At 71.0% G+C, this 21,218-nt stretch carries 16 protein-coding genes; 12 read left to right on the top strand and 4 right to left on the bottom strand.

Annotated elements, in window-relative coordinates; all coding sequences use genetic code 11:
* The first annotated feature begins 33 nt into the window (after positions 1-33).
* The 6 genes from ACFWN2_RS17015 (at position 34) to ACFWN2_RS16990 (ending at position 8,178) form a co-directional block, all read left to right on the top strand.
* Positions 34-903, top strand: a complete 870-nt coding sequence (locus ACFWN2_RS17015) for a hypothetical protein (protein ID WP_382428424.1) — start codon at positions 34-36, stop codon at positions 901-903.
* A gap of 164 nt (positions 904-1,067) precedes the next feature.
* Complete coding sequence (locus ACFWN2_RS17010; RefSeq protein WP_382428423.1) at positions 1,068-1,565, top strand: hypothetical protein; 498 nt, start codon at positions 1,068-1,070, stop codon at positions 1,563-1,565.
* Positions 1,535-2,950 (top strand): hypothetical protein, encoded by a 1,416-nt coding sequence (locus ACFWN2_RS17005; RefSeq protein WP_382428422.1) that lies wholly within the window; start codon positions 1,535-1,537, stop codon positions 2,948-2,950. Before ACFWN2_RS17010 ends, ACFWN2_RS17005 begins: the two co-directional genes overlap by 31 nt.
* Positions 2,947-4,311 carry a VWA domain-containing protein gene (locus ACFWN2_RS17000; RefSeq protein WP_382428421.1) on the top strand — a complete coding sequence of 455 codons (1,365 nt, stop codon included), beginning with the start codon at positions 2,947-2,949 and terminating at the stop codon, positions 4,309-4,311. Before ACFWN2_RS17005 ends, ACFWN2_RS17000 begins: the two co-directional genes overlap by 4 nt.
* A gap of 37 nt (positions 4,312-4,348) precedes the next feature.
* On the top strand, positions 4,349-5,461 hold the full coding sequence (locus tag ACFWN2_RS16995; RefSeq protein WP_382428420.1) for an AAA family ATPase: 1,113 nt from the start codon (positions 4,349-4,351) through the stop codon (positions 5,459-5,461).
* Entirely contained in the window at positions 5,458-8,178 is a 2,721-nt protein-coding gene (locus ACFWN2_RS16990) for a DUF5682 family protein (RefSeq protein WP_382428419.1), read from the top strand. The genes ACFWN2_RS16995 and ACFWN2_RS16990 overlap by 4 nt, the downstream gene beginning before the upstream one ends.
* 172 nt (positions 8,179-8,350) lie before the next feature.
* Here ACFWN2_RS16990 and ACFWN2_RS16985 read toward each other — a convergent pair whose 3' ends face one another.
* Together ACFWN2_RS16985 and ACFWN2_RS16980 are read right to left on the bottom strand one after the other, a co-directional pair.
* Positions 8,351-8,815 carry a peroxiredoxin gene (locus ACFWN2_RS16985; RefSeq protein ID WP_382428418.1) on the bottom strand — a complete coding sequence of 155 codons (465 nt, stop codon included), beginning with the start codon at positions 8,813-8,815 and terminating at the stop codon, positions 8,351-8,353.
* Between the two features lie 260 nt (positions 8,816-9,075).
* The gene (locus tag ACFWN2_RS16980; RefSeq protein WP_382428417.1) at positions 9,076-9,876 is read right to left on the bottom strand and encodes an IniB N-terminal domain-containing protein; all 801 of its coding nucleotides are present in this window, start codon (positions 9,874-9,876) and stop codon (positions 9,076-9,078) included.
* Between the two features lie 233 nt (positions 9,877-10,109).
* Here ACFWN2_RS16980 and ACFWN2_RS16975 point away from each other — a divergent pair, with 233 nt between their 5' ends.
* From ACFWN2_RS16975 to ACFWN2_RS16950, 6 genes are all read left to right on the top strand, one after another.
* Positions 10,110-12,407 carry a LuxR C-terminal-related transcriptional regulator gene (locus tag ACFWN2_RS16975; protein ID WP_382428416.1) on the top strand — a complete coding sequence of 766 codons (2,298 nt, stop codon included), beginning with the start codon at positions 10,110-10,112 and terminating at the stop codon, positions 12,405-12,407.
* 355 nt (positions 12,408-12,762) lie between these two features.
* Positions 12,763-13,599, top strand: coding sequence for a hypothetical protein (locus tag ACFWN2_RS16970; RefSeq protein ID WP_382428415.1), 837 nt, complete (start codon positions 12,763-12,765; stop codon positions 13,597-13,599).
* A 58-nt stretch (positions 13,600-13,657) separates the two neighbouring features.
* Entirely contained in the window at positions 13,658-15,241 is a 1,584-nt protein-coding gene (locus ACFWN2_RS16965; RefSeq protein ID WP_382428414.1) for a hypothetical protein, read from the top strand.
* 184 nt (positions 15,242-15,425) lie between these two features.
* On the top strand, positions 15,426-16,766 hold the full coding sequence (locus tag ACFWN2_RS16960; RefSeq protein ID WP_382428413.1) for a helix-turn-helix domain-containing protein: 1,341 nt from the start codon (positions 15,426-15,428) through the stop codon (positions 16,764-16,766).
* Between the two features lie 49 nt (positions 16,767-16,815).
* Positions 16,816-17,055 (top strand): hypothetical protein, encoded by a 240-nt coding sequence (locus ACFWN2_RS16955; protein ID WP_382428412.1) that lies wholly within the window; start codon positions 16,816-16,818, stop codon positions 17,053-17,055.
* Positions 17,056-17,108: 53 nt separating this feature from the next.
* Positions 17,109-17,948, top strand: coding sequence for an alpha/beta fold hydrolase (locus ACFWN2_RS16950; RefSeq protein WP_382428411.1), 840 nt, complete (start codon positions 17,109-17,111; stop codon positions 17,946-17,948).
* Here the strand turns inward: ACFWN2_RS16950 and ACFWN2_RS16945 are convergent.
* Positions 17,923-19,641 carry an FAD/NAD(P)-binding protein gene (locus ACFWN2_RS16945; RefSeq protein ID WP_382428410.1) on the bottom strand — a complete coding sequence of 573 codons (1,719 nt, stop codon included), beginning with the start codon at positions 19,639-19,641 and terminating at the stop codon, positions 17,923-17,925. The genes ACFWN2_RS16950 and ACFWN2_RS16945 overlap by 26 nt on opposite strands.
* Positions 19,638-20,876 (bottom strand): MFS transporter, encoded by a 1,239-nt coding sequence (locus ACFWN2_RS16940; RefSeq protein ID WP_382428409.1) that lies wholly within the window; start codon positions 20,874-20,876, stop codon positions 19,638-19,640. Before ACFWN2_RS16940 ends, ACFWN2_RS16945 begins: the two co-directional genes overlap by 4 nt.
* Positions 20,877-21,218 lie beyond the last annotated feature (342 nt).

Below are 21,218 nucleotides of genomic sequence, written 5' to 3'. Positions count from 1 at the left end.
GCGGATTTGCCGACCCGCAAAATGGTGTCGGAGATGGTCACCCAGCCCCTGCGGAAGCGGCGCGGCCGGAAGAAGTGGGTCGTGCCAACGGGTTTGGCGATCGTGCTGGTCGCGGTACTGGGAGTGGTGATCGGCCGGTCCGGTCCGGACTGGAGCACGGACTGCACCCAGTTCACACCGGCCGCCGGTGCGGTGCCCGCCCTGGAGAAGGCGCGTCAGGAGCTGCTGGGCGTCGGGCACGACCCGGTGCTCTCGATGGAGGTGGTCGACCTCGACACCTGCGCGACCGCCCTGTCCTGGAAGGGCGACCTCGCCCAGCCCACGGCCTCGGTGGTGAAGCTGCTCATCGCGCTCGACCTGCTGCAGAGGACGTCGTCGAACTCCGGCAGCGTCGAGAACGACGTCACCGCGATGCTGGCCCGCAGCGACGACGGCGTGGCGAGCCGCCTGTGGCAGAGCGGTGGCGGACCGGCGATCGTCACGCGCCAGGTCAAGGCGCTGGGCCTGCGCAACACCCGTCCACCGGCGGCCGCGGGCCAGTGGGGCAGCACGGCGATGTCGGCGGCGGACGTCTCCGCGGTCTACCGCCACATCGCCGGCGTTCTGGGTGCCGAGGACCGCGAACTCCTGACGTCGGCGATGGCCGAGGCACCACGTGCCGCGGCGGACGGCTTCGACCAGCACTTCGGCATTCCCAGCGGCATGCCGGACGCGACGTGGGCGGTCAAGCAGGGCTGGGGCAGCTCGGACGGCCGCCGGGTGCTCAACAGCACCGGTCTGGTCGAGCTCGGTGACACCTACGTGGTGACGTTGCTCAGCTCCTGGAGCCAGGACGTCGACTGGGCGGCGGCGAGCGCCTCGCTGACCAAGGCCGCGCACGCCCTGCTCGACGCGATGCACTAGCCGGGCCGTTCGGCAGGTGCCCTCCTCTCGCTTCGCCCGTCCGCGTCCACTCTCTTCTCCCAGCTCAGCCCGATCGGCCGAAAATTGTCGGTGGTGCTCGCTAACGTTCGTCGTGCACCGCCGATCAGGCGGATCGACCGGCTCGGGGGCAAGGAGAGGAATCGTTGTCAGACTGGGAAAGCGCGAGCACGGCGCGGGTGTTGCCGCCCGCCCGGCCGCGCAAGCTCGCCAAGGTGCCGTTCGTCGAACTGGCGGACGGGCGGCTGCAGGGGGTGGTGTCCAGCGGGTCGGACATCGAGCGGGTGTACGTCTCCTCCGTCGCCGCGGGTAGTTACGAGTTCGCCTGCAGCACCAACAACAACCGGCCGTGCGGTGGGGCGCGGGGGTCGTTCTGCAACCACATCTCCGCGCTGATCACCGAGGCGGTGCTGCAGTACGGAGTGGAGCGGGTGGCGCGGTACCTGCGCGTCGACGCGGCGGACATGGACGCGCAGGCCATCTACTCGCTGATGCTGGGCGCGCGGCCGTCGCAGGCGGGCAACGCCGCCGCGGCGCAGGTGTTCAGCCGGTTCCTGCGGCATCTGGCCTATGTGGAGCTTCCCGCGACGACGGCTCCGCTGCCGGAGCTGCAGTGGTTCCCGCCGACCAGGGTGGTGGTGTGATGCGCGCCGATCTGCTGGCCGATCCCGTCGACGGGGTCGACGAGGTGCTGGCGGTCGTCGCCGGCGCCGACCAGGCGTTGGTGGGCGGGCTCCTGAGGCCGCAGGCCTCCCAGGCCGAAGGGCTGGCCGCGCTCGCCGACGCGGTGGCGGCGTCGCCGTTGAGCGCGAAGGTGGCCGAGGCCGCGGAGAAGGCGGCCGCGGGCGCCGCGGGGGAGGAGCACTTCCTCTCCCTCGCGGCGGCGAGGATGGCGCTGTTCGGTTCGGTGCACGACGCGTTGATGGCGCGGATCGAGCAGGCGACCGGACGAGCGCAGGCCGGGACGAGTGAGCCGGTGTCCGGTGGCGGGCAGGCCGAGAACCTGTTGCTGGCCGCGCGGTCCTGGCTCGCCGACCTGGCGCGCGCCGGGTGGCAGGGCATCGACCACGACCTGGTGTCCGGGGCCGAACCGGTGATCTCCGCGCTGCTGCCGGAGCCGCGTCTGCGTCGCCTGGCCGCGCTGCTGGACGGGTTCGCGGCCGAGCTCGCGGCGTCGTGTCCCGGGGCCGCCCTGGAGCGGATTCCGGTGCGCCGCTGGGGAGATCTGTGGTCACGCGCGCTGCTGCTGACGTTGCCCGGCGCGACGGAGACCACGACGAGCACGGTGACCGGCCGGCTGCTGCCGCTGGGCGTGGACCTGCACGAGCACGCGACCGCCGCGCAGGCCCAGGTGCACGCGGTGTTCGAACCGGCCGACGGCGGCACGCCGTACCTGGTGCGGGCCAGCGTGTCCGCGCCGAAGCCCGACACGATCATCGGCGCCGGGATCTGGCAGGTGCTGAGGCCGCACATGTCGTTGCTGACGGCCGTCAGCGAGGGCAGGTCCATGGAACTCACCGACATGCCGGTCACCGCCGAGGGCGACCTGCTGTGGCGCGACGAGCACGCGAAACCCGGCGAGCCCGCCGATCCGTTCGCCACCGCGCGCGTCGTCCTGCCTGCCGCGAACGCGCTGCCGACGGCACCTCTCGACCGGCACCCGGCACGCATCGCCGTGCCCGTGTTCCTGGAGGGGTACACCGCCGAGCAGGCCGACGAGGCGTTGACCTTCTCCCTCACCGGGAAGTCCATCACCGTCGACACCGACAGGGTGCCGGCCGCCGGGCCGCTCACCCCGGAGGCGGTGGCCGCGTCGAACGCCTGCATCGGCCTGCTGCGCTGGGACGCCGGCACGTTCCGCGTCCAGCCGCTCGCCGTCGAGACCACCGCGCGCAAGAAGACCGCGTCGCTGCACGCCGGTGCGTGGGCGGGCGGAGCGGTGGACAAGGCCGGCGTGAAGGCGGAGAAGGCCGCCACCGACGCCGCGACCGTGCTCCGCGAGCGCGCGGGAAGGTTGCTGCGCAAATGACCGACGCACAGGAGAACCGCCGGCAGGTCCTGTACTGGCGGTTGCTGTCCAGGCTGTTCGACCACGAGGAACAGTCCACTTTGGAGTCCGCGAGCCTGGCAGTGCTCCAGGACATCGGCCTGCCGCCCGCCCTGCTCGACCAGCAGGCCGGCGTCGACTCGATCGTGCAACGCCACCCCGAGCTCGCCGCCGAGTTCGACGGCGTGATGGTCCCGCGGTCCGACGAGGACCGCGACAGGTCGGCCGAGGTGCGCCGCGCCGCACTGGTGTCGAAGGTGCTGCTGAACGTCTACGGCACGGGATCCGGCAACGTCAGCGCCGCGCAGCTCGCGCGGTGGCAGTCCGACGCGGGCTGGCTCGAACGGGCGCTGGGCTGTCAGCCGGGGCAACTGCGCGGTGGTGGCCGCCAGGCGAGCCAGACCGGTACCGGAGTCGACTCGGGAACGCCGGACCTCAGCACCCTGATCCCGCAGATCGGCCCGGAACTCGGTGCCCTGGAAGCGGATCTGGTCAAGCGCATGCGGTTGCGCGAGGTGCTGGCGGACCCGGCGCTCGCCGCCCAGCTCACGCCGAGCATGTCGCTGATCGAGCAGTTGTTGCGCGACAAGGACAACCTCTCCGGAGTGGCGCTCGCCAACGCCAAGTCGCTGATCCGCCGCTTCGTGGACGAGGTGGCCGAGGTGCTGCGCACCCAGGTGCAGAAGGCCACCGCCGGCGCGCTGGACCGGTCGGTGCCGCCCAAGCGGGTCTTCCGCAACCTCGACCTCGATCGCACGATCTGGAAGAACCTGACGAACTGGAGCCCCGAGGAGGAACGGCTCTACGTCGACCGCCTCTACTACCGGCACACCGCGCGCAAGACCACGCCGCAGAGGCTGATCGCGGTGGTGGACCAGTCCGGCTCCATGGTCGACTCGATGGTCAACTGCACCATCCTCGCCTCGATCTTCGCCGGGCTGCCCAAGGTCGACGTGCACCTGATCGCCTACGACACCAGGGCGCTCGACCTGACCCCGTGGGTGGCGGACCCGTTCGAGACCCTGCTGCGCACCAAGCTCGGCGGCGGCACCGACGGCACGGTGGCGATGGCGCTCACCCAGCCGAAGATCGCCGAGCCGCGCAACACCGTGGTGGTGTGGATCTCCGACTTCTACGAGTCCCACTGCGAGCAGCTCTACGAGTCGATGGCGGCCATCCACCGCTCCGGCGCCAAGTTCATCCCCGTCGGCTCGGTGACCAGCGCCGGCCGCGGCAGCGTGAACCCGTGGTTCCGCGAGCGGTTCAAGGACCTGGGCACCCCGGTGCTCTCCGGCCACATCCGCAAGCTCGTTCACGAGCTGAAGACGTTCCTCACCATCTGACTTCCCGGCAGACTTCCCCGAAAGGCATCACAAGCACATGTCCGACCTGTTGCGCGCCCCCGCCGAGCTCAAGTACGCCGAGGAACTGGACTGGCTGGAGTCGGTCGACGACAACCCCAAGCCGTTCTCCTGGCGGTTGTCGCCGAAGATGATCCGCCTGTTCGTCCTGGGCGCCGAGCGGTCCGACGGCCTCGACCGGGAGATCGCGCAGAAGTGGTTCGGCGACAGGAGCATCGTCGAGCGCGCCATCGTCACGCTGGCGTCCGACCGGGGCCTGCTGCTGATCGGCGACCCCGGCACCGGCAAGAGCTGGCTGGCCGAACTGCTGGCCGCCGCGATCTCCCGCAACTCCACCCAGGTGGTGCAGGGCACCGCGGGCACCACCGAGGACCACATCAAGTACTCGTGGAACGTGTCGATGGTGATCGCCAAGGGCCAGTCGCGCCAGTCGATGATCCCGTCGCCGATCATGAACGCGATGGAGTCCGGCACCATCGGACGGTTCGAGGAGCTGACCCGGTCGACGAGCGACGTCCAGGACGCGCTGATCTCCATCCTGTCCGAGAAGTACATCTCGGTGCCGGAGCTGGACAACGACAACATCGTGTTCGCCAAGCCCGGTTTCTCCGTGATCGCCACCGCGAACAGCCGTGACCGGGGTGTCAACGACCTGTCGTCCGCGCTGAAGCGGCGGTTCAACTTCGTCCGCATCCCGGTGGTGACGAACAAGAAGAGCGAGGCCGAGATCGTCCGGTTCCGCACGGAGGAACTGCTGCGCCGGCACCAGATCGAGCTGGACGTGCCGCCCACCCTGCTGGACGTGCTGCTGCGCAGCTTCGCCGACCTGCGCGCCGCGTCGGCCGCGGCGGGCAGCGACGACGAGAAGCTCGAGTCCGCGCTCTCCACCGCGGAGCAGATCGGTGTGCTGGAGGACGCCATCCTGCACAGCAACTTCTTCGGCGAGCAGGCGCTCACCGCGCGCACGCTCGGTTCCTCGCTCGTGGGCTCGCTGTCGAGGCGGGCGCCGGAAGACCTGGCGATCATGAACAAGTACCTGCACGGGGTCGTCGAGCCGCGCGGCAAGGACGAGGGCGGCGAGTGGCCGGAGTTCCTGGCCGGCGGCCGCGACACGATCGCCACCCTCTCGTGAGCTTCGAGTCGCTGCGCACGCAGCTGAACGAGGCGGCGACGACGTTCGCCGACGGTCCGGGCGCCCTGGAGGGCATCCTGCTCGGCATGGTCGACGACGTCGACCGCGCGGTCTCCGAACCGCTGGAGATCTTCCCCGTCTGCCACCACTCGCCGGCCTCCGCCGTTGCGATGGCCCGCCGCTTGCGGGACAAGCAGCCCAAGGTGATCTACCTGGAGCTGTGCGAGGACATGGCGCCGTTGCTCACCGAGCTGCGCAACTGCCGTCTTCCCGTCGCGGTGCAGTCGTTCTCCAGCGAGGTCGAGGGATTCCCGGCCGAGTGGGCACCGCTGTCGGTGGTCGCGCCGATCACCGAGGCGTCCGCGGAGTACCAGGCGATCGCGTACGCGCTGGACACGCCGGGCGTCGAGCTGGTCCTGGTGGACCGGTCGTCGGACCACGTGTTCCAGTGGCAGCCGCCGGAGAGCAGGCACGCGGACGAGGACGCGCTGCACGGTGACGCGGTCGGCGTGGAGATCGGCGACCTGCGGCCGCGCTTCGCCGAACTGGAGGAGCACCTGCTGCACCACGGCAAGGTGCGGCACTGGTCGGAGTGGTGGCACCAGTACGTCGAGCTCCCGCTCGGCGACAGCGACCACGACACGTACCGCCAGGTGATGTTCCTGATCGGCAGCCTGTTCCGGCGGCTCGCGCCCGGCGATCCGCACCGGGTGAGCGTCGACGAGGACCGCGAGCGGTACATGTGGACCCGGATGCGCGAGCACCTGGCCGCGGCCGGCGCGGACCCGGCCGACTGCCTGTACGTCTGCGGCGCCTTCCACGCGGCCAGCCGGGTCGCGGAGTTCGGCGTGGACGGCAACGAAGGGTTCGTGATCAGCCCGCGCAGCGCCACGAAGTGGCAGCACGGCCTGATCCCGTCGAGCCACGCGGCGATCGAGGCGCAGTTCGGCCTGGCGGCGGGCTCGGTGTCCATCGCGGCCACCGAGTGGGCGAAGAACCTGAAGCGCACCAAGGTGAAGCCGTTCCAGCTCGCGGGCCAGGCCGGTGGCAAGAAGGCCAAGAAGCCCGCCGCGCTACCGGGTCCCGCAGCCGAACTCGCCGCCGCGGACCAGCTCTCCGGCTTCCTGCAAAGGCCGCCGGTGCTGGACCGCCTCGACGAGGCCGAGCTGCTGGGCTGGTCGGTGGAGATCGTGCGCGCCGCGCGCCGCAACGGTTATCTGGCCTCCACCGCGGACGCGATCGCGGTCTTCGAGACGTCGATCCTGCTGGCGGGCCTGCGCGACCGGGCCAGGCCGACGCCGTACGACTTCCAGGACGCGGCCGTCACCTGCATCGAGAAGGACGTGGTCCCCGGCCGCCGCGACGTCCGGCGCCTGGTCGAGATCATGATGGGCGGCGACCGCATCGGCCAGGTCGGCTACGACGCGCTGCCACCCCTGGCCCGCGACGTGCACGACCGCCTCGCCCCGCTCGACCTCAAGCTCCAGCAACGAGGCGTGCAGCGGGCGTTGCTCGACATCGCCTCCCACCCGGAGCTGGAACCCTGCTCGAACCTGCTGTGGATGCTCCGCTACCTGCTGCCGCACGGTGCCGCGCGCCCGATCATGGGCGAGCGGAAGCTGGGCGAACGTCCCATCCAGGAGTCCTGGGACCTCGCCCTCGGCACCCACCAGCGGTCCCTGATCGAACTGGGCTACGAGGGCGTCAGCATCGAGCAGGTGGTGGAACAACGCCTGCGCCGCAACGCCTACGACCCGCAGGCCACCACCGCGACCGTCCTCGAAGCCGTAGAGGACGCCATCCGCTACCTGCACAGCCCCCGCCTGGCGGGCGAACTGGGCATCCGCGCGCTGGAGGTGCTGTCCGCCGAACGCACGGTCGACGGCGCGCCGGAGGTCCTGCGCCGCTCACGCCGCCTGCTCGCCTACTACCGCACCAACGAACCCGTTCTGCCGCAGTGGATCGAGTCGTTCGTCAGGACCGGCTACGCCCACTACTGCACCCTGCTGCCGACGGCGTTCACCGACGAGGAGGCGGGCGTCGACCAGGTGGCCGCCATGCTCGGCTTCCTGTTCAGCATGGAGTCCCTGGCGCTGTCCCTGGGCTGCGACCGCACCCAGCTGGAACTGGCCGTGGCCCAGTCCCACCCGGAGGAGCCGTCGAAGGTGGCCCTGCTGTGGGCCGCCCAGGTCCACCTGGGAGGCCTGTCCAGAGCCGACCTGCGCGCCCGGTGCGACGACCTCCTGCGCAACCCGCTGTCGCTGCCCAGCTATCCCCGCTACCTCAGCGGTTTCGTGCACGCCCTGGAGCCGGTGCCGAGCCTGGTGGACTTCGTGGTGGAGACGATCTCCAACGCCTTCGCCCACCTCCCGGACCCACTCCTGCTCCCGTGGCTGCCCAGCCTGATCAGCACCCTGCGCTCCCGCGGCGCGCAGTTCGTCCCGCTGCTCATCCGCGAGGCGGGCCGCCTGTTCCCGGGCAGGCTCCCGGCACTGGACGAGTGGACCCCGCCCTGGCACGACCAACCCGCACCAGCAGCGGTGCGCAGGACGACCGGCACGGGCCTGGCGCTGCTGGCGGCCCACCCGGCGACCTGCGACGCGCTGGCGGACCTGCTGGGCTGCGAGGGCGCGTGGCAGGCGGCGCCGAGCGGGGTGGCGCTGTTGAGCCGCCACCCGGACACGGCCCGGGCCCTGGAGGCGCTGCTGGCCACCTGAGCAGACGGCGCGAACCTGTCGTGGCGGCGGAGCCGTTGCCGGCCAACTGAGCCAGCGGTCCGGACACAGCCGTGGCACCGGACCTCGCTGGTGACCTCCAGCCGGCACCCCAGTCACGCCCGGCACGAGCCCCTCGCCCACGTCCTCCCGGGCGGCGGGCTCGCGGCGCACCCTAGGAGCGTTCGGCGGCGCGCTCTCGAAGCAGTGCGAGGGCCTCGTCGGCGTGGACGGTGAACTTCAGCTCGCTCTTGATCACGGCGAGGACCTCGTGGTCGGTGTCGATGACGAACGTGTGCCTCTTCGCGTGCAGCGGACTGAAGCGCCGCCAGACACCGAACTGCTTCGCCACGGCGCCGTTCACATCGGACAGGAGCGGGTAGTCGAAGCCGTTGGCGGCGGAGAACGCGCGTTGCTTGCTCACGCCGTCGGGACTGATCCCGATCCGGTGCGCGCCCACCTCGCCGAACTCGGCGGCCAGGTCGCGGAAGTGGCAGCTCTCCGCGGTGCAGCCGCCTGTCATCGCGGCCGGGTAGAAGAACAGCACGACCGGTCCGGAGGCCAGGAACGCGGACAGGGTGCGGGGTTCGCCGTTGTCGTCGGGCAGGGTGAAGTCGGGGGCGGTGTCTCCTGGTTTCACGGAAGTTCTTCGGAACCGGGAGCGGCGCGGATTGCCCGCCGCCGGAGACCGCGAACCGCCGGAGACCGCGAACGGCTGGCGACCGCGAACGGCCGGCAAACAGCCCCTGAACCGGCCGACAGACAGCCCCGGCAACGCCGACAGGCCGCCCCGGGGCGCGGTCGGGGCGGCCTGTCACGTGCGGTCGTTCACGAGCGGGTGCTTCACGTGCGGCGGTTCACGAGCGGTGCTTCACGAGCGGTCGTGCACGAGCCGGTGCGTCAGAGGCTCAGGTCGAGGTCGTTCAACACCCCGCCGACGTTGACGTCGCCCAGCTCGCCGGAGATGTCACCGATCTTGCCGATGTCACCGACGGAGCCGACGCCGGTCACGTCGCCGACGTTGCCCACGTGCGACACGACGTCGGTGACGTTGACGTCGGACACGAGGTCGCTGACGTTGCCGACGTGGTCGAGCGAGAGGTCGTTGCCGGTCACGTTGCCGACGGCGGAGGTGATGTCGCCGCCGAGCACGTCGGTCACGCCCAGGTCGCCGGTCTGCACGCCGCTGGTGACGTCGCCGACGACGTCGGTGACGTGCGTGGTGTCGAGGACGTCGGTGCCGTTGCTGATGTCGCCGACGGTGTCGGTGACGTTCAGGTCGGTGACGGTCTTGGTGACGTCGGTGATCTCGGTCTTCCCGACGACGTCCAGGGCGCTGGACGGGTCGCTGAGCACGTCGAAGCCGTTGGTGACGCCGTGCACGGCGGCGGTGAGGCCCGAGACGGCGCCGAGGACCGTGTTGTCGTCCACCTGCTGGCCGACGGTGTTCTGCAGCGTGCTCATCAGGTCGAGCTGCTGGTCCAGGTCGAGGCCGGAGATCGTCGAGCCGAAGTCGCCGAGCGCGGTGGTCGGCGCGAAGTCGAGGACCAGCGGGAGCAGTTCCTGGATGTCCGCGGGGTGCACGTCACCGAGGCCGGCCGCGTCGAGCGAACCCTGCGGGTCGAGCTGGAAGGCCGACCGGGCCTCGGGGTCGCTGAGCAGGTTGAGGGTGAAGTCGTGCAGCGTCTGCGGCAGGGTCACGTCGAACTCCAGGTGCGTTGTTGAGCTTGTGCCACTGAAAGCTACGGAGAGCTAGGGGATTACCGCATCGGGTGACGTGCCTGGTCCTGTCGGTGGGGGACGGGTCGGGGATCGGTGTCGCCGCGTATAGGGGAATAGGGGTGAGTCCCGATCTTTCGGTCGTGACCAAACCTGAACGGGTGATGCACCGAAGGACTGAGGTAGAGGTCGGCCACCAGGAGGTTCACGCGCTCATGTCCCCGATGTCGGACACGCCCTTGTTGCTCGACAGCGGGACCGCCCGGACGCTCGAACGCGCGCGCGACGCCGACCACGTCGTGCTGGCCGGGCCCGCCGGGTGCGGCAAGACCACCCTGTTGCGCACCTTCGGGCAGCCGATCGTCGTCGACGACGGGCACGCGCTCACCGAGGACGAGGTCGACCGCCTGCTGGACGAGGTGGCCGCGGGAGGCGGGCTCGCTCTCGCCCATCGGCCCTGGCCGGACAACCGCGCGCTGGGGCGGCTGATCGGCTCGCTGCCCGGTGCCGTGGTCCGGGTGCGGCTGCGGCCGCTGTCCCGCGGGCACGTCCGGGCCCTCGCCGCTCACGTCCTGGACGCCGAGGTGAGCGAGGAGTTCGCGGAACGCCTGCACGAGCGGACCGGGGGCACGCCGGGGTTCGTGCTGGACGAGCTGTCGCCGGAGCCGCGCGTCGCGTTCGCCCGCCACCTCGACGGGCTGTCCGTCGCCGCGAGCGACCTGCTGCTGGCCCGCGCGCTCGGTGCTCCCCTGGACGTCGGACTGCTCGCGGCGGTGCTCGCACTGGACCCGAGCACGGTGTCGGAGTCCGTCGAGGCTCTCCGGTCGGCCGGCGTGCTCCAGCTCGACGGGGCACCGCTCCCCGTCGCTACGGCGGCGATCGAGGTGCTCGCGCCGGTCGAACAGCGCGCGGACCTGCTGCGCAAGCTCGCTCTCACCCAGGCCGAACGGGCGCAGCCGGTGGCCGGTTACGCGCGGCCGTTGCTGGAGCTCGGTGTGGTGGATCCCGGGCTCGCGGACGTGTTCACCGCGGCGGGCCACGAGGTGGTCGACGACGATCCGGCGCTGGCGGCGCGGCTGTTCACCGCCGCCGGCACGGGCTCGACCGCACTGCTGGCGCGGGCCCGTGCTCTCAGCGGTGACCTCGACGGTGCCGTGGACGTGGTGGACCTCGAACACGCCGACGCGGACGCGTTGCTGGTCGCCGCGACCGTCCTGACCCTGCGCGGGCAGGTCGGTCGTGGCGGCGAACTGCTCCAGCGCTCGGACAACGGTCTCGCGCTGGGCTTCGCCGTGACCGGTCTCCTCGGCGCCGGTCGCCTGGAGGAGGCGCGCGGCGTCCGGTCCGGCGCGGGGTCGCAGCCGGTCAGGTCGCTCACCGACACGCTGGGGCACCGGCTGGCAGGGGTGGTGCTCGAGTCCGTCACCGGACCGCCGATGGCCGCCGTCGCCGCCGCGGTGGCCACGGCGGGCGTGAACCAGGCCGGGTCGAGGGCCTCGGTGCAGCCGGACAGCCCCACCGCGCTCGCCGCGCTGATCTGCGTCCACGCCGGTGAGCTGACGGTGGCGAGGTCGCTGCTGGCCAAGGCGGTGCAGGGCGACGGCGGCAGGGGACTGCACGCGGACCGGCACCAGTTGCTGCTCGCCTGCGTGGAGCTCTTCGGCGGTGACGTCGAAGCGGCGCAACGGCTCTCGCGCCCCGACCCGTCCAGAGAACCGCGTGAGGCACTGCTGGCCGCGGCGCTGGAGCTCGGCATCACCCGCCGCGCCGGGGACCTCCACGCCCTGCGCACGGCGTGGGAACCGGCCCAGCAGGCGCTCGTCGTGCACCCCGTCGACCTCTACACGCTGATCCCGCTGACCGAGATCGCCGTCGCGGCGGCCAGGGTCGGCCAGTTCCACAGGGTCGAGACGCACCTGGACGAGGCGTGGACGTTGCTCGCGGACCTGGGCGATCCTCCACTGTGGTCGGTGCTGCCGCGGTGGAACGCCTTCCACGCCACGCTTCTGCTCGGCGACCACCCGGCGGCGAAGGAGCACCTCGCGGCACTGGACGACGCGGCGGACGCGTTGCCGTTCGGCCGCGCGCTCGCGACCGCCGCGCACTGCTGGAGCCAGGCCGCCGGCGGCGAGGTGGACCACCTGCGCGTCGAGTCGGCGGCGCAGGAGCTGCACGCCCACGGCATGCGCGCGGACGCGGCACGGCTCGCGGGGCACGCGGCGATGCACACCACCGACCGCAAGGCCATGACGCAGCTGCTCGACATCGCCCGGCAGTTCCACGGCCCGAACGGGCAGGGTGGCACCGCGGCGGAGGTCCTGAGCGAACGCGAGCAGGAGGTGGCCGCGCTGGTGCGGGACGGGCTCACCTACCGCGAGGTCGGCGACGCGCTTTTCATCTCGGCCAAAACGGTTGAGCACCACGTCACCCGCATTCGGAACAAACTCGGTGCGAAGAACCGGCGCGAGCTCGAACGCGCGCTGGAGGACGTTGACCTGTCCTCCGCGCGGTAGTCACTCCATCAGGTGCATTAGCTCAGAACGCCAATCCGAACCGGGTGTGTGGCGCGGATGTCCTGTGCGCGGATCCGCCAGATGCGGTTCAGCCGGTTCGGGCCGGCGCCACGCACGTCCCTGTGCGTTTCGCGAGTGGGAACGCACAGGGACGCGGCGCCCTCGTGATCACAGCGTGTCGACATCGCGGGCACGATTATGTGCCGCAAAGTAGTCGTAAAAATATGTTTCAAATTATTTTGTTCCTTTGAGCTGCGCGGACGAAATAACTTCGACTTTCGTGCAATCCACTCTCCTGGGTGAATCCGAATGCCCCACGTAAGCAGGTGCTGATTCGGTGAGAGGGGGTGATTGCATGAAGTTGACATGCTCCACAGCGCTCAGGCGGACTCTCGGCGTGGCCGGGTTCCTGATCGGGTTCGGCCTGCTCTCGGCGGGAGTCGCGAGCGCTGACGACGGTGATTCGCCCGGCTTGCTGGGTGGCGTCACCGATCTCGTCGCTCCGGTGACGGGTTCGCTTCGGCCGGTGGCCGATTCACTCGCGCCGGTGACGGACTCACTCGCTCCGGTGACACGTGACGTGTCGGCACTGGCCGCCCCGGTGGTCGAGCCGGTGCTCAAGGCCGCCGCTCCGGTGACCGAACCGGTCCTGGAACCGCTGGCTCCGCTCGTGGACACGACCACGCGCACCCTGAGCCCGGTGCTGGAGCCTCTCCAGCCCGTGACCGCGCCGCTGCTCACCCCCGTGGTGAACACGGTGCAGGACGTGCCGTTGGTACCGCGGATCGCGGAACCTCTGGTGGCACAGCCTTCCGCTCCGGCGGAGGTCCCGCCGCCGGTGGTCGTGCCCGTGGCTCCGGAAACGCCGCAGGCACCGGCCGTCGCGCCGCAGATCAAGACCGCGGCGTGGGCCGACCGGTTCGCCGTGGCGGAAACGCCGCAGCGGCAGCAGATCTCCGCACCTGAAGTGGCGCCACCGATCGAGGCGCCGTCCCCGCCGTCACCTGACGTGCCGTTCGCTCTACCCGGCACAACGGGATCGGCGTCGTCGACCGGATCCACGGGACTCGCGGTCTCGGACCTCCCGGCAGTACAGGGAGCCCGTCCGGGCAGCGGATCGCTCGTGGTGGTCACCGACCACCAGGTCCACGGGTCGTGGTGCTACTACTACGGCCGGAATCATCCCAGTTGAGCAGTCCTGACAACCAAGCCGACAGATCACCAAGCTTGTTTGACAGGAAGGTTCGACAATGCACAGCTATGTGCGACGCGGTCTGGTGGCCGCAGCGTTCTCGGGAGGCTTCCTCCTGTTCGGTACGGCGATGGCGAGCGCTGACACGGGTGGCAACGGCCTCCTGGGCGACGTCGGCAACGTCGTCCACTCGGTCGTGAACGGTGGCAACGGCGGTGACTCGGGCAAGGGCGGAGACGCCACGAGCTCGAACAACGCCAGGTCCGGCAACTCGGGCAACTCCGGGAACTCCGGTTCCACCGGCGGCAACAGCGCCACGAACCTGTGCGTGCTGGCCGAGTGCCACACCAACGTGAGCTCGGGCGACTCCGGGAACACGGGTGCGACCGGCTCGACCGGTGACGCCTCCAACCACAGCAACACCGTGGGCGGGAAGTCCGGTGCCGCGGGCAACGGTGGCGACGCCACCGCGGCCGGCAACGGCAGGAACTCCGGCGCGAACGCGAACGCGGGCGACGGCGGCAACTCGGGCAACGGCGGCAACGCCTCCAGCTCGAACAACGCCCAGTCCGGCAACTCGGGCAACTCCGGGAACTCCGGCTCGACCGGTGGCAACAGCGCCTACGGCGTCTGCCTGCTGGCCGAGTGCCACACGAACGTGAGCTCGGGCGACTCCGGTGACACGGGTGCGACGGGTTCGACCGGTGACGCCTCCAACCACAGCAACACCGTGGGCGGCAACTCCGGTCCCGCCGGTGACGGCGGCGACGCGGCGGTCGTGAGCAAGGACCAGAAGTGGGGCCACCGCAACAACAGCAACAACGGCTCCACCGAGGCCACCGCGGGCAACGGCGGTGACTCGGGCAAGGGCGGCAACGCCACGAGCTCGAACAGCGCCACGACCGGCAACTCCGGCAACTCGGGCAGCTCGGGTGACACCGGCGGCAACAAGGCCGTCGTGCGTTCGATCGGCTCGGAGCAGGGCCACGGCTGGAACTGGGACAAGAAGTCCTGGAACGGCAACAAGTCCTGGACGACCGTCACGTCGGGTGACTCCGGCGACACGGGTGCCACCGGCTCGACCGGTGACGCGTGGAACCACAGCAACACGGTGGGCGGCAACTCCGGTCCGGCCGGCGATGGCGGCGACGCCTGGGCGGTCACCGAGCAGGGCAAGTCCTGGAAGCACCACAGCAAGTGGAGCAACCACAACAACAACGGCTCCACTGAGGCCACCGCGGGCAACGGCGGTAACTCGGGCAACGGCGGCAACGCCACCAGCTCGAACAACGCCACGACCGGCAACTCGGGCAACTCCGGGAACTCCGGCGACACCGGCGGCAACTCCGCAGTGGTGAAGACCGAGAACAAGAACAACAGCTGGAACGACCACAGCTGGAAGCACAACGGGTGGAAGCACTCCGGCTGGAAGCACAGCTGGAAGCACGACGGCTGGAAGAACCACGGCACCAAGTCCTGGACCGAGGTCACCTCGGGCGACTCCGGTGACACCGGTGCCACGGGTTCGACCGGCGACGCCTCCAACCACAGCAACACGGTCGGTGGCCACTCCGGTCCTGCGGGCGACGGCGGCGACGCCGCGTCCTGGACCCACGGGAAGAAGCACTCCGTGAAGGCGTGACCACGAGGTGATCACAAGGCGGGGCCGGTTTCGACCGGTCCCGCCTTTTTCGCGCTCTTCGCCTCCAGGAGCGGTACGTTCGGTTCAGGAGTGTCCGCCGATCCGCGAGATGGCGAACGGGCTCCCGCACGTCCGGTCAGGCTCAGGCAGAGGGCCGTCGGCGAAGGGCTGAACCGTGGAGCACGTGACGATCCGGCCGAGGCAGGTCGGCGACGCGGTCGTGCTGACCATTCCCGACACCGTCGGCACCGTGAGTTCCGCACTGCTCGCGAAGACGCTGGCGGTCGCCGTCGTCCCGGACGCGAAGCTGGTGGTGCTCGACCTGAGAGCGCTCGGCCTCGTCTCGATGCGCGTGGCCAAAGTCCTGATGGCGTTCGCGGACGGCTGTGCCGAACGGAGTGTCGGCTGCGTGCTGGTGCCCGACGCGGCGAACGCCTCGGTGCACCTGGTGCTGGACGTGGTCGACCCGAGCGCCCTCGTGCCGCGGTTCGGCACGCTCGACCAGGCGCTCGCCGGACACACCGGCACGAACGGCGGCGCGGTGCACAGCCTCTCGTTCAGCGAGGCCGAGGTGGACCGCGTGCAAGGGTTCCTGAGCACCGCCTACGCGCCGATGCGGATCAGCGGCGCGACGGGCAGGGCGCAGGCGCGCCTCACGAGGCTCACCGCTGGCGCCATCAGCGTCGACGAGCTCGAACTCGGTTTCGCGATGGCCTTCGAGGCCGGGCCGACCGGCCGGATCTGCCTCGTCGACCTCCAGTCGGGCACGGTGGAGGACCACCTCGTGCGGGGACAGCGGGCACCGGAGAGGTTCGGGCCAGGCGACCTCTTCTCCTTCGCCCCACCGGACCTGCCGGTCACGGGCAGGATCGACCACGCTCGCGCCCGCGTCACCCTGCTCGCGCCCGACCTCCTCGCCCAGGTGGCGGGGCCGGAACGGGGGATCGTGCCGCTGGCTCACCGTCCGGTGGACGACCGCGCGGCCGGACGGCTGCGGTCCGCGATCGGCCACGTGCGCGACACCGTGCTCAACGCTCCCGAAACCGGCCCGCTGCTGGTGTCGGCGGCCTCGCAGTACCTCGCGGCATCGGTGGTGCAGGCGTTCCCGGGCACCGCGTGCTCCTCGCCGTCCGCGATGGACGACCGCGACGCCCACACCGGGACGTTGCGCCGGGCCATGGTGTTCATCGAGTCCAACGCGGACAAGGACATCAGTGCCGCGGACATAGCCACGGCCGCCAACGTCACGTTGCGCGCGGTGCAGCTGTCGTTCCGCCGGCACCTCGGCATGACGCCGATGGTCTACCTGCGGCGCGTCCGGCTCGACGGGGCCAGGGCGGACCTGCGGGCCTCCGGTCCCGGCGACGTGACGGTGACCCGCGTCGGTGCGCGCTGGGGTTTCAGCCGCGCCAGCACCTTCGCCGCGCTCTACCGCGCCGCGTACGGCGAGTCACCGTCGCAGACCCTCCACGCGGACACCTCACCGCCGCGCGTCTCCCGCCACCCCGAGCTCTGCGAGAGCTGAAGTTCGCGGCCGACCTGCTTATCCACGTCCGCACGGGGTACCTCCGGCCATGACCACTCCAGCAGGTCCCGCTGACCGAAGATCCATCACCGAAGACCTCGAGATGGGCGCCGTCGTCACGTACTTCGACCCCTCCCCGTTCGCCGAAGGGCTGTTCCGGCGCGCGGTCGCGATCGGCACCGAGATCGTCGATCCGCGCACGAACCTGCGGTGGATCCCGTTGATCCGCAACGATCTGACCGTCGACATGGTGCTGTTGGCTCTGGTCGTGGACATCGCCCCGGTGTAGAGCGACCGGTCACGGGTAGTCCGGGGTGGACATCGACCACCTGGGAGACCCGCATGCCTGAAGTCACCGCCCACCACGGCCTTTTCAAGGACACCGACCTGCACGTGGACGACACGGGAGGGCCGGGACGCCCGGTCGTGCTCATCCACGGCTGGCCGTTGTCGGGGGAGTCGTGGAAGTACCAGGTGCCCGCGCTGGCGGAAGCGGGCCACCGCGTCGTCACCTACGACCGGCGCGGGTTCGGGCGCAGCAGCAAGCCGCTGACCGGCTACACCTACGACACGCTCGCCGAGGATCTGCACGAGGTGCTGACCGAGCTCGACCTGAACGACGTCACGCTGGTCGGCTTCTCCATGGGCGGCGGTGAGGTCGCCCGCTACATCGCGAACTTCGGGCCGCAGCGCGTGCGCGACGTCGTCTTCGCCTCGGCCATCACGCCGTTCCTGCTCCAGTCCGGCGACAACCCGGAGGGGCCGCTCACCAAGTCGCAGGCCGCCGGGATGGCGGCGTCGCTGACGAAGGACCGCGACGAGTTCTTCGACGGGTTCGTGACGGAGTTCTTCTCCGCGGACGGCGAGCTGAAGGTCACGCGGGAACAGTGGCAGGAGGCGCGCGACCTCTGCGACCAGGCCGACAAGAAGGCGGCGCTGGCGTGCATGGGGATCTTCGGCGCCACCGACTTCCGCGACGACCTGGCGAAGTTCTCCGTGCCCGCGCTGGTGCTGCACGGCGACAGCGACGCGACCGTGCCGTACGAGGGTTCCGGAGCGCGGACGCACCTCGCGGTCGCCGGGAGCAGGCAGCACGTGATCGCCGGAGGTCCGCACGGCGTCAACGTCAGCCACGCGGACGAGTGGAACCGCGTGCTCATCGAGTTCCTGCGGGGGAACTGAGCTCGGTGAGGACGCGGCGGGCCGTGTCGTCGTTCTGGCGGAAGAACGGCGCGTTGCGTCCGGGGCGGGAGAACGCGCCCAAAGCGCCGCCTCCCGCGAAGAGGCCCAGTGCCAGGCGGTGCGGGTGTGCGTCGCCTTCCTGGCCCAGGACCTGGAACGTGTCGGGGTCGACCGGCACGCGGGTTCTGTTGTGCGCCAACGGCGTGAGCAACGGGTGCATGCGCGCGTCGGGGTCCGGGAGGCGCGCCTCCACGAAGTGGCGTGCCGTCACCGGCGAGGGCAGGGAAGCCGTGTGCGCGCTGAAGAAGTCGCCCGAGTGCTCCACACGCAGGCCGGCTCCGAGGAAGTGGAGCACGCCCGCCTGGGTCAGGGCCTGGAGTTGTTCGAGCCGGTGCGGGGGAGGGCCCGAGCCCAGGTAGGCGGCGAAGGTCGACAGGACTCGTGAGGCGCGTGCGGCCGCGGGGTTCGGGGTTCGAAGGCCTTCCAGCGTCTCGCTCACGGTCAGCAGGCCGTGCAGCACCGCCGCGTGGGCGCTGTGGCGTGGATCGGTGGCGCGGGCCACGGCGCGGCCGATGTGCGTGCACATCCACGAGTTCAGCGCCGGCTGACCGTCGAACGACCGGTCGAGCGGCGAGCGGAGGAAGCCCATGGCCGCGTGGTCGGCCGGATCGGGGACGGCCGCGGTGACGAGGTCCGCGAAGGCGGGGGCGGTCACCGGGACCGCGGCGAACTCCGCCGCGAAGGCGTCCCACGGCATGCGGGTTCGGGAAGCGTGCGTGGCGAACAGCTCGCGGTAGTGCGCCCACACGAGTTCGCGGCACGCGGCACCGACCAGTTCGCCCGGAGTGGTGGCCCGGTCGAGGAGTTCCGGGGTGAAGAAACGAGGAGCGGGATCGGCCAGCGGCGGCAGCAGGGGCTTGGGCAGGTAGGGGACGCCCCGGCGGGATCCCGCGTGCAGCACCGGTTCCCGGCCGCTCGGGCGGTAGGTCAGCGCGCCGTCGCGGTCGCGGGTGAAACGGCCGCCGCGGCCCTCCGTCAGCAGCACGGCCAGGTCGACGAACGCCAGTCCCATGCCGGACACCAGAACCGGTTCGCTCGCGGGCAGCCGGTCCAGGTCCTCGTCGCCGGGGCAGGACGGCGGCAGGTACGTGCCGCCGGTGCGGGCCGCGAAGTCCTCGTGCGCCTGCTGTTCCGGCGTGCGGTGGCCGCCGACGTTCCCCTGCGCCAGCACGACCACGTCGGCGACGACTCGGGTGCCGTCGGCCAGCGCGACGGTCTGGCGCGGTCCGTCGGACAACGCCACGGCGCTGGTCCGGTGCACGACAACGCTGGCGTGGGAAGGAAGAGCGCGGACCGCCCGGTCGAAGCACCAGCGGAGGTAGGCGCCACCTTGTCGTCTGGTGGGGAAGGCGTCGGGGCTCAGGCCGGACCACTCGGCGAGTGTCGGGCCCGGGGTGATCGGACCGGTGCAGCGGACGCTGTCGTCGGTGAACATCGTGACGTCGGCCGCGCGGGAGTTCATCAGCATCAGCGGCGACTGGTCGGGCCGCCACACCCTGCCCGCTCCCGCCGGGTGCGGGTCGATCACGTGGATCTCGCACCCGGACGGCAGCAGGGACGCGTTGGCGGCCAAGCGTTCCAGCAGACCGGTGCCGCGCGGGCCGGCACCGATGACCGCCAGCACGGCGGTCATACGAGCACCGCCGGTTCCTCGGCCTCCGCCGGCTTGCGGGTCACCATCACCGCGCGCAGCAGAGGTACGCAGCCCACCAGGGCCAGGCCCGCGCACACCCACGCCGTGGGGCGCAGGCCGAGCGCGTCGGCGAGCAGGCCGCCGCCCAGCGCGCCGAGGATCTGGGCCGCCGTGGCGATGGTGCGCAGGCTCGCGATGGCGCGCCCCAGCGCGTTCTCCGGCACGAGTTCGGTCAGGGCACCGCTGAGGCCCACGTTGGCGATAGCGCCGAACACGGTCGGCAGCGCCAGTCCCAGCACGGCGATCGTGATGGCGACGGGCAGCGGGCCGCTCGCGGACGGGAGCACGAACGCGGCGGCGACCGTGCCCGCGCTTCCCAGCACCGCCAGCGAGTGCAGGCTCATCCGCTCGGCCAGCCGTCCCGCCGCGAGCGAACCGGCGAGTCCCGCCAGACCGCTGACCGCGAACAACGCGCCGTACAGCTCCAGCGGTACGGAAAGGTCGCGCAACAGGAACGGCGCGACGATGGTCGCGAGCGCGCCGACGCTCATCGAGCGCACCGCGGTGAAGACGCCGAACGTGCGCAGGAACGGGTACTTCGCCACCTGGCGGAAACCCTCGCCGATCTCGCGGTGCAACGAGCGCGGCGCGTCGGACGGCGGTGCGCCCTGGTCGGGTGCGGTGATGCGGGTCAGCAGGACGAGGCTGACGAGGTACGTCATCGCGTCGACCACGAGCGCGAAGGCGCCACCCAGCACGGAGATCAGCACACCCGCGAGCGCCTGTCCGGCCGTGCGGGCGCCGTACTCGCCCGTCTGGAGCCGGGCGCGGCCCGCGGTCAGCTGGTCGGGCGGCACGAGGCTGCGCAGGTGCGTGAAGTAGACGGTCTCGACGACGGTCGCGATGCAGCCGAGCACGAAGCACAGCCCGGCGAGCCACCAGATCGTCGCGATGCCGGTGCCGATGCCGAGCGCCACGAACAGCACCAGCGCGGCGGCCGCGGCGTTGCAGCCGATCAGCACGCGGCGGGGCCTGCGCAGGCGGTCGCCGATGACACCGGCCAGCAGGCCGAAGACGCAGGCGGGCAGGATCGCGGCCGCGCTGACGAAGCCGAGCTCGCTCGGCGTCGCGTTGAACACGATGACGCCGAGGGTGGCGATCGCCATCGTGGTGAACGTCGAACCGAAGGTGGAGCTCACCTCGGCCGACCAGTAGTGGCGGAAGTCGCGGCTCACGCTGTTCCTCCTGCGGAGCGGAGAAGAAGTCCTGGCGGGAAAAGAGCTTCGGGGCGGAGAGCGGAGGAGTTCCTCCGCCCCCGCCCCGTGGCACGGCGTGACCTGTGAGGGTCAGATCAGCAGACGATGCTGGCGGTGCTCTTGTCCGGCGCGACGACGCCGTGCTCGGTGTAGCCCGGCTCCGACTTCTCGTCGTCGGCGAGGTTCTGCAGCTCGTTGATGTCAGACATGACGATCTCCTTCGGTCTGGTGAAGTGCCTGGTGTGCTTCAGGAAGAGCGGGTGGAGCCAGATCAGCAGACGATGCTGGCGGTGCTCTTGTCGGGGGCGACGACGCCGTGCT

It is taken from the genome of Lentzea sp. NPDC058436, assembly GCF_042721515.1.
GTDB lineage: Bacteria > Actinomycetota > Actinomycetes > Mycobacteriales > Pseudonocardiaceae > Lentzea.
This window is presented reverse-complemented; position numbering and strand designations above follow the sequence as displayed.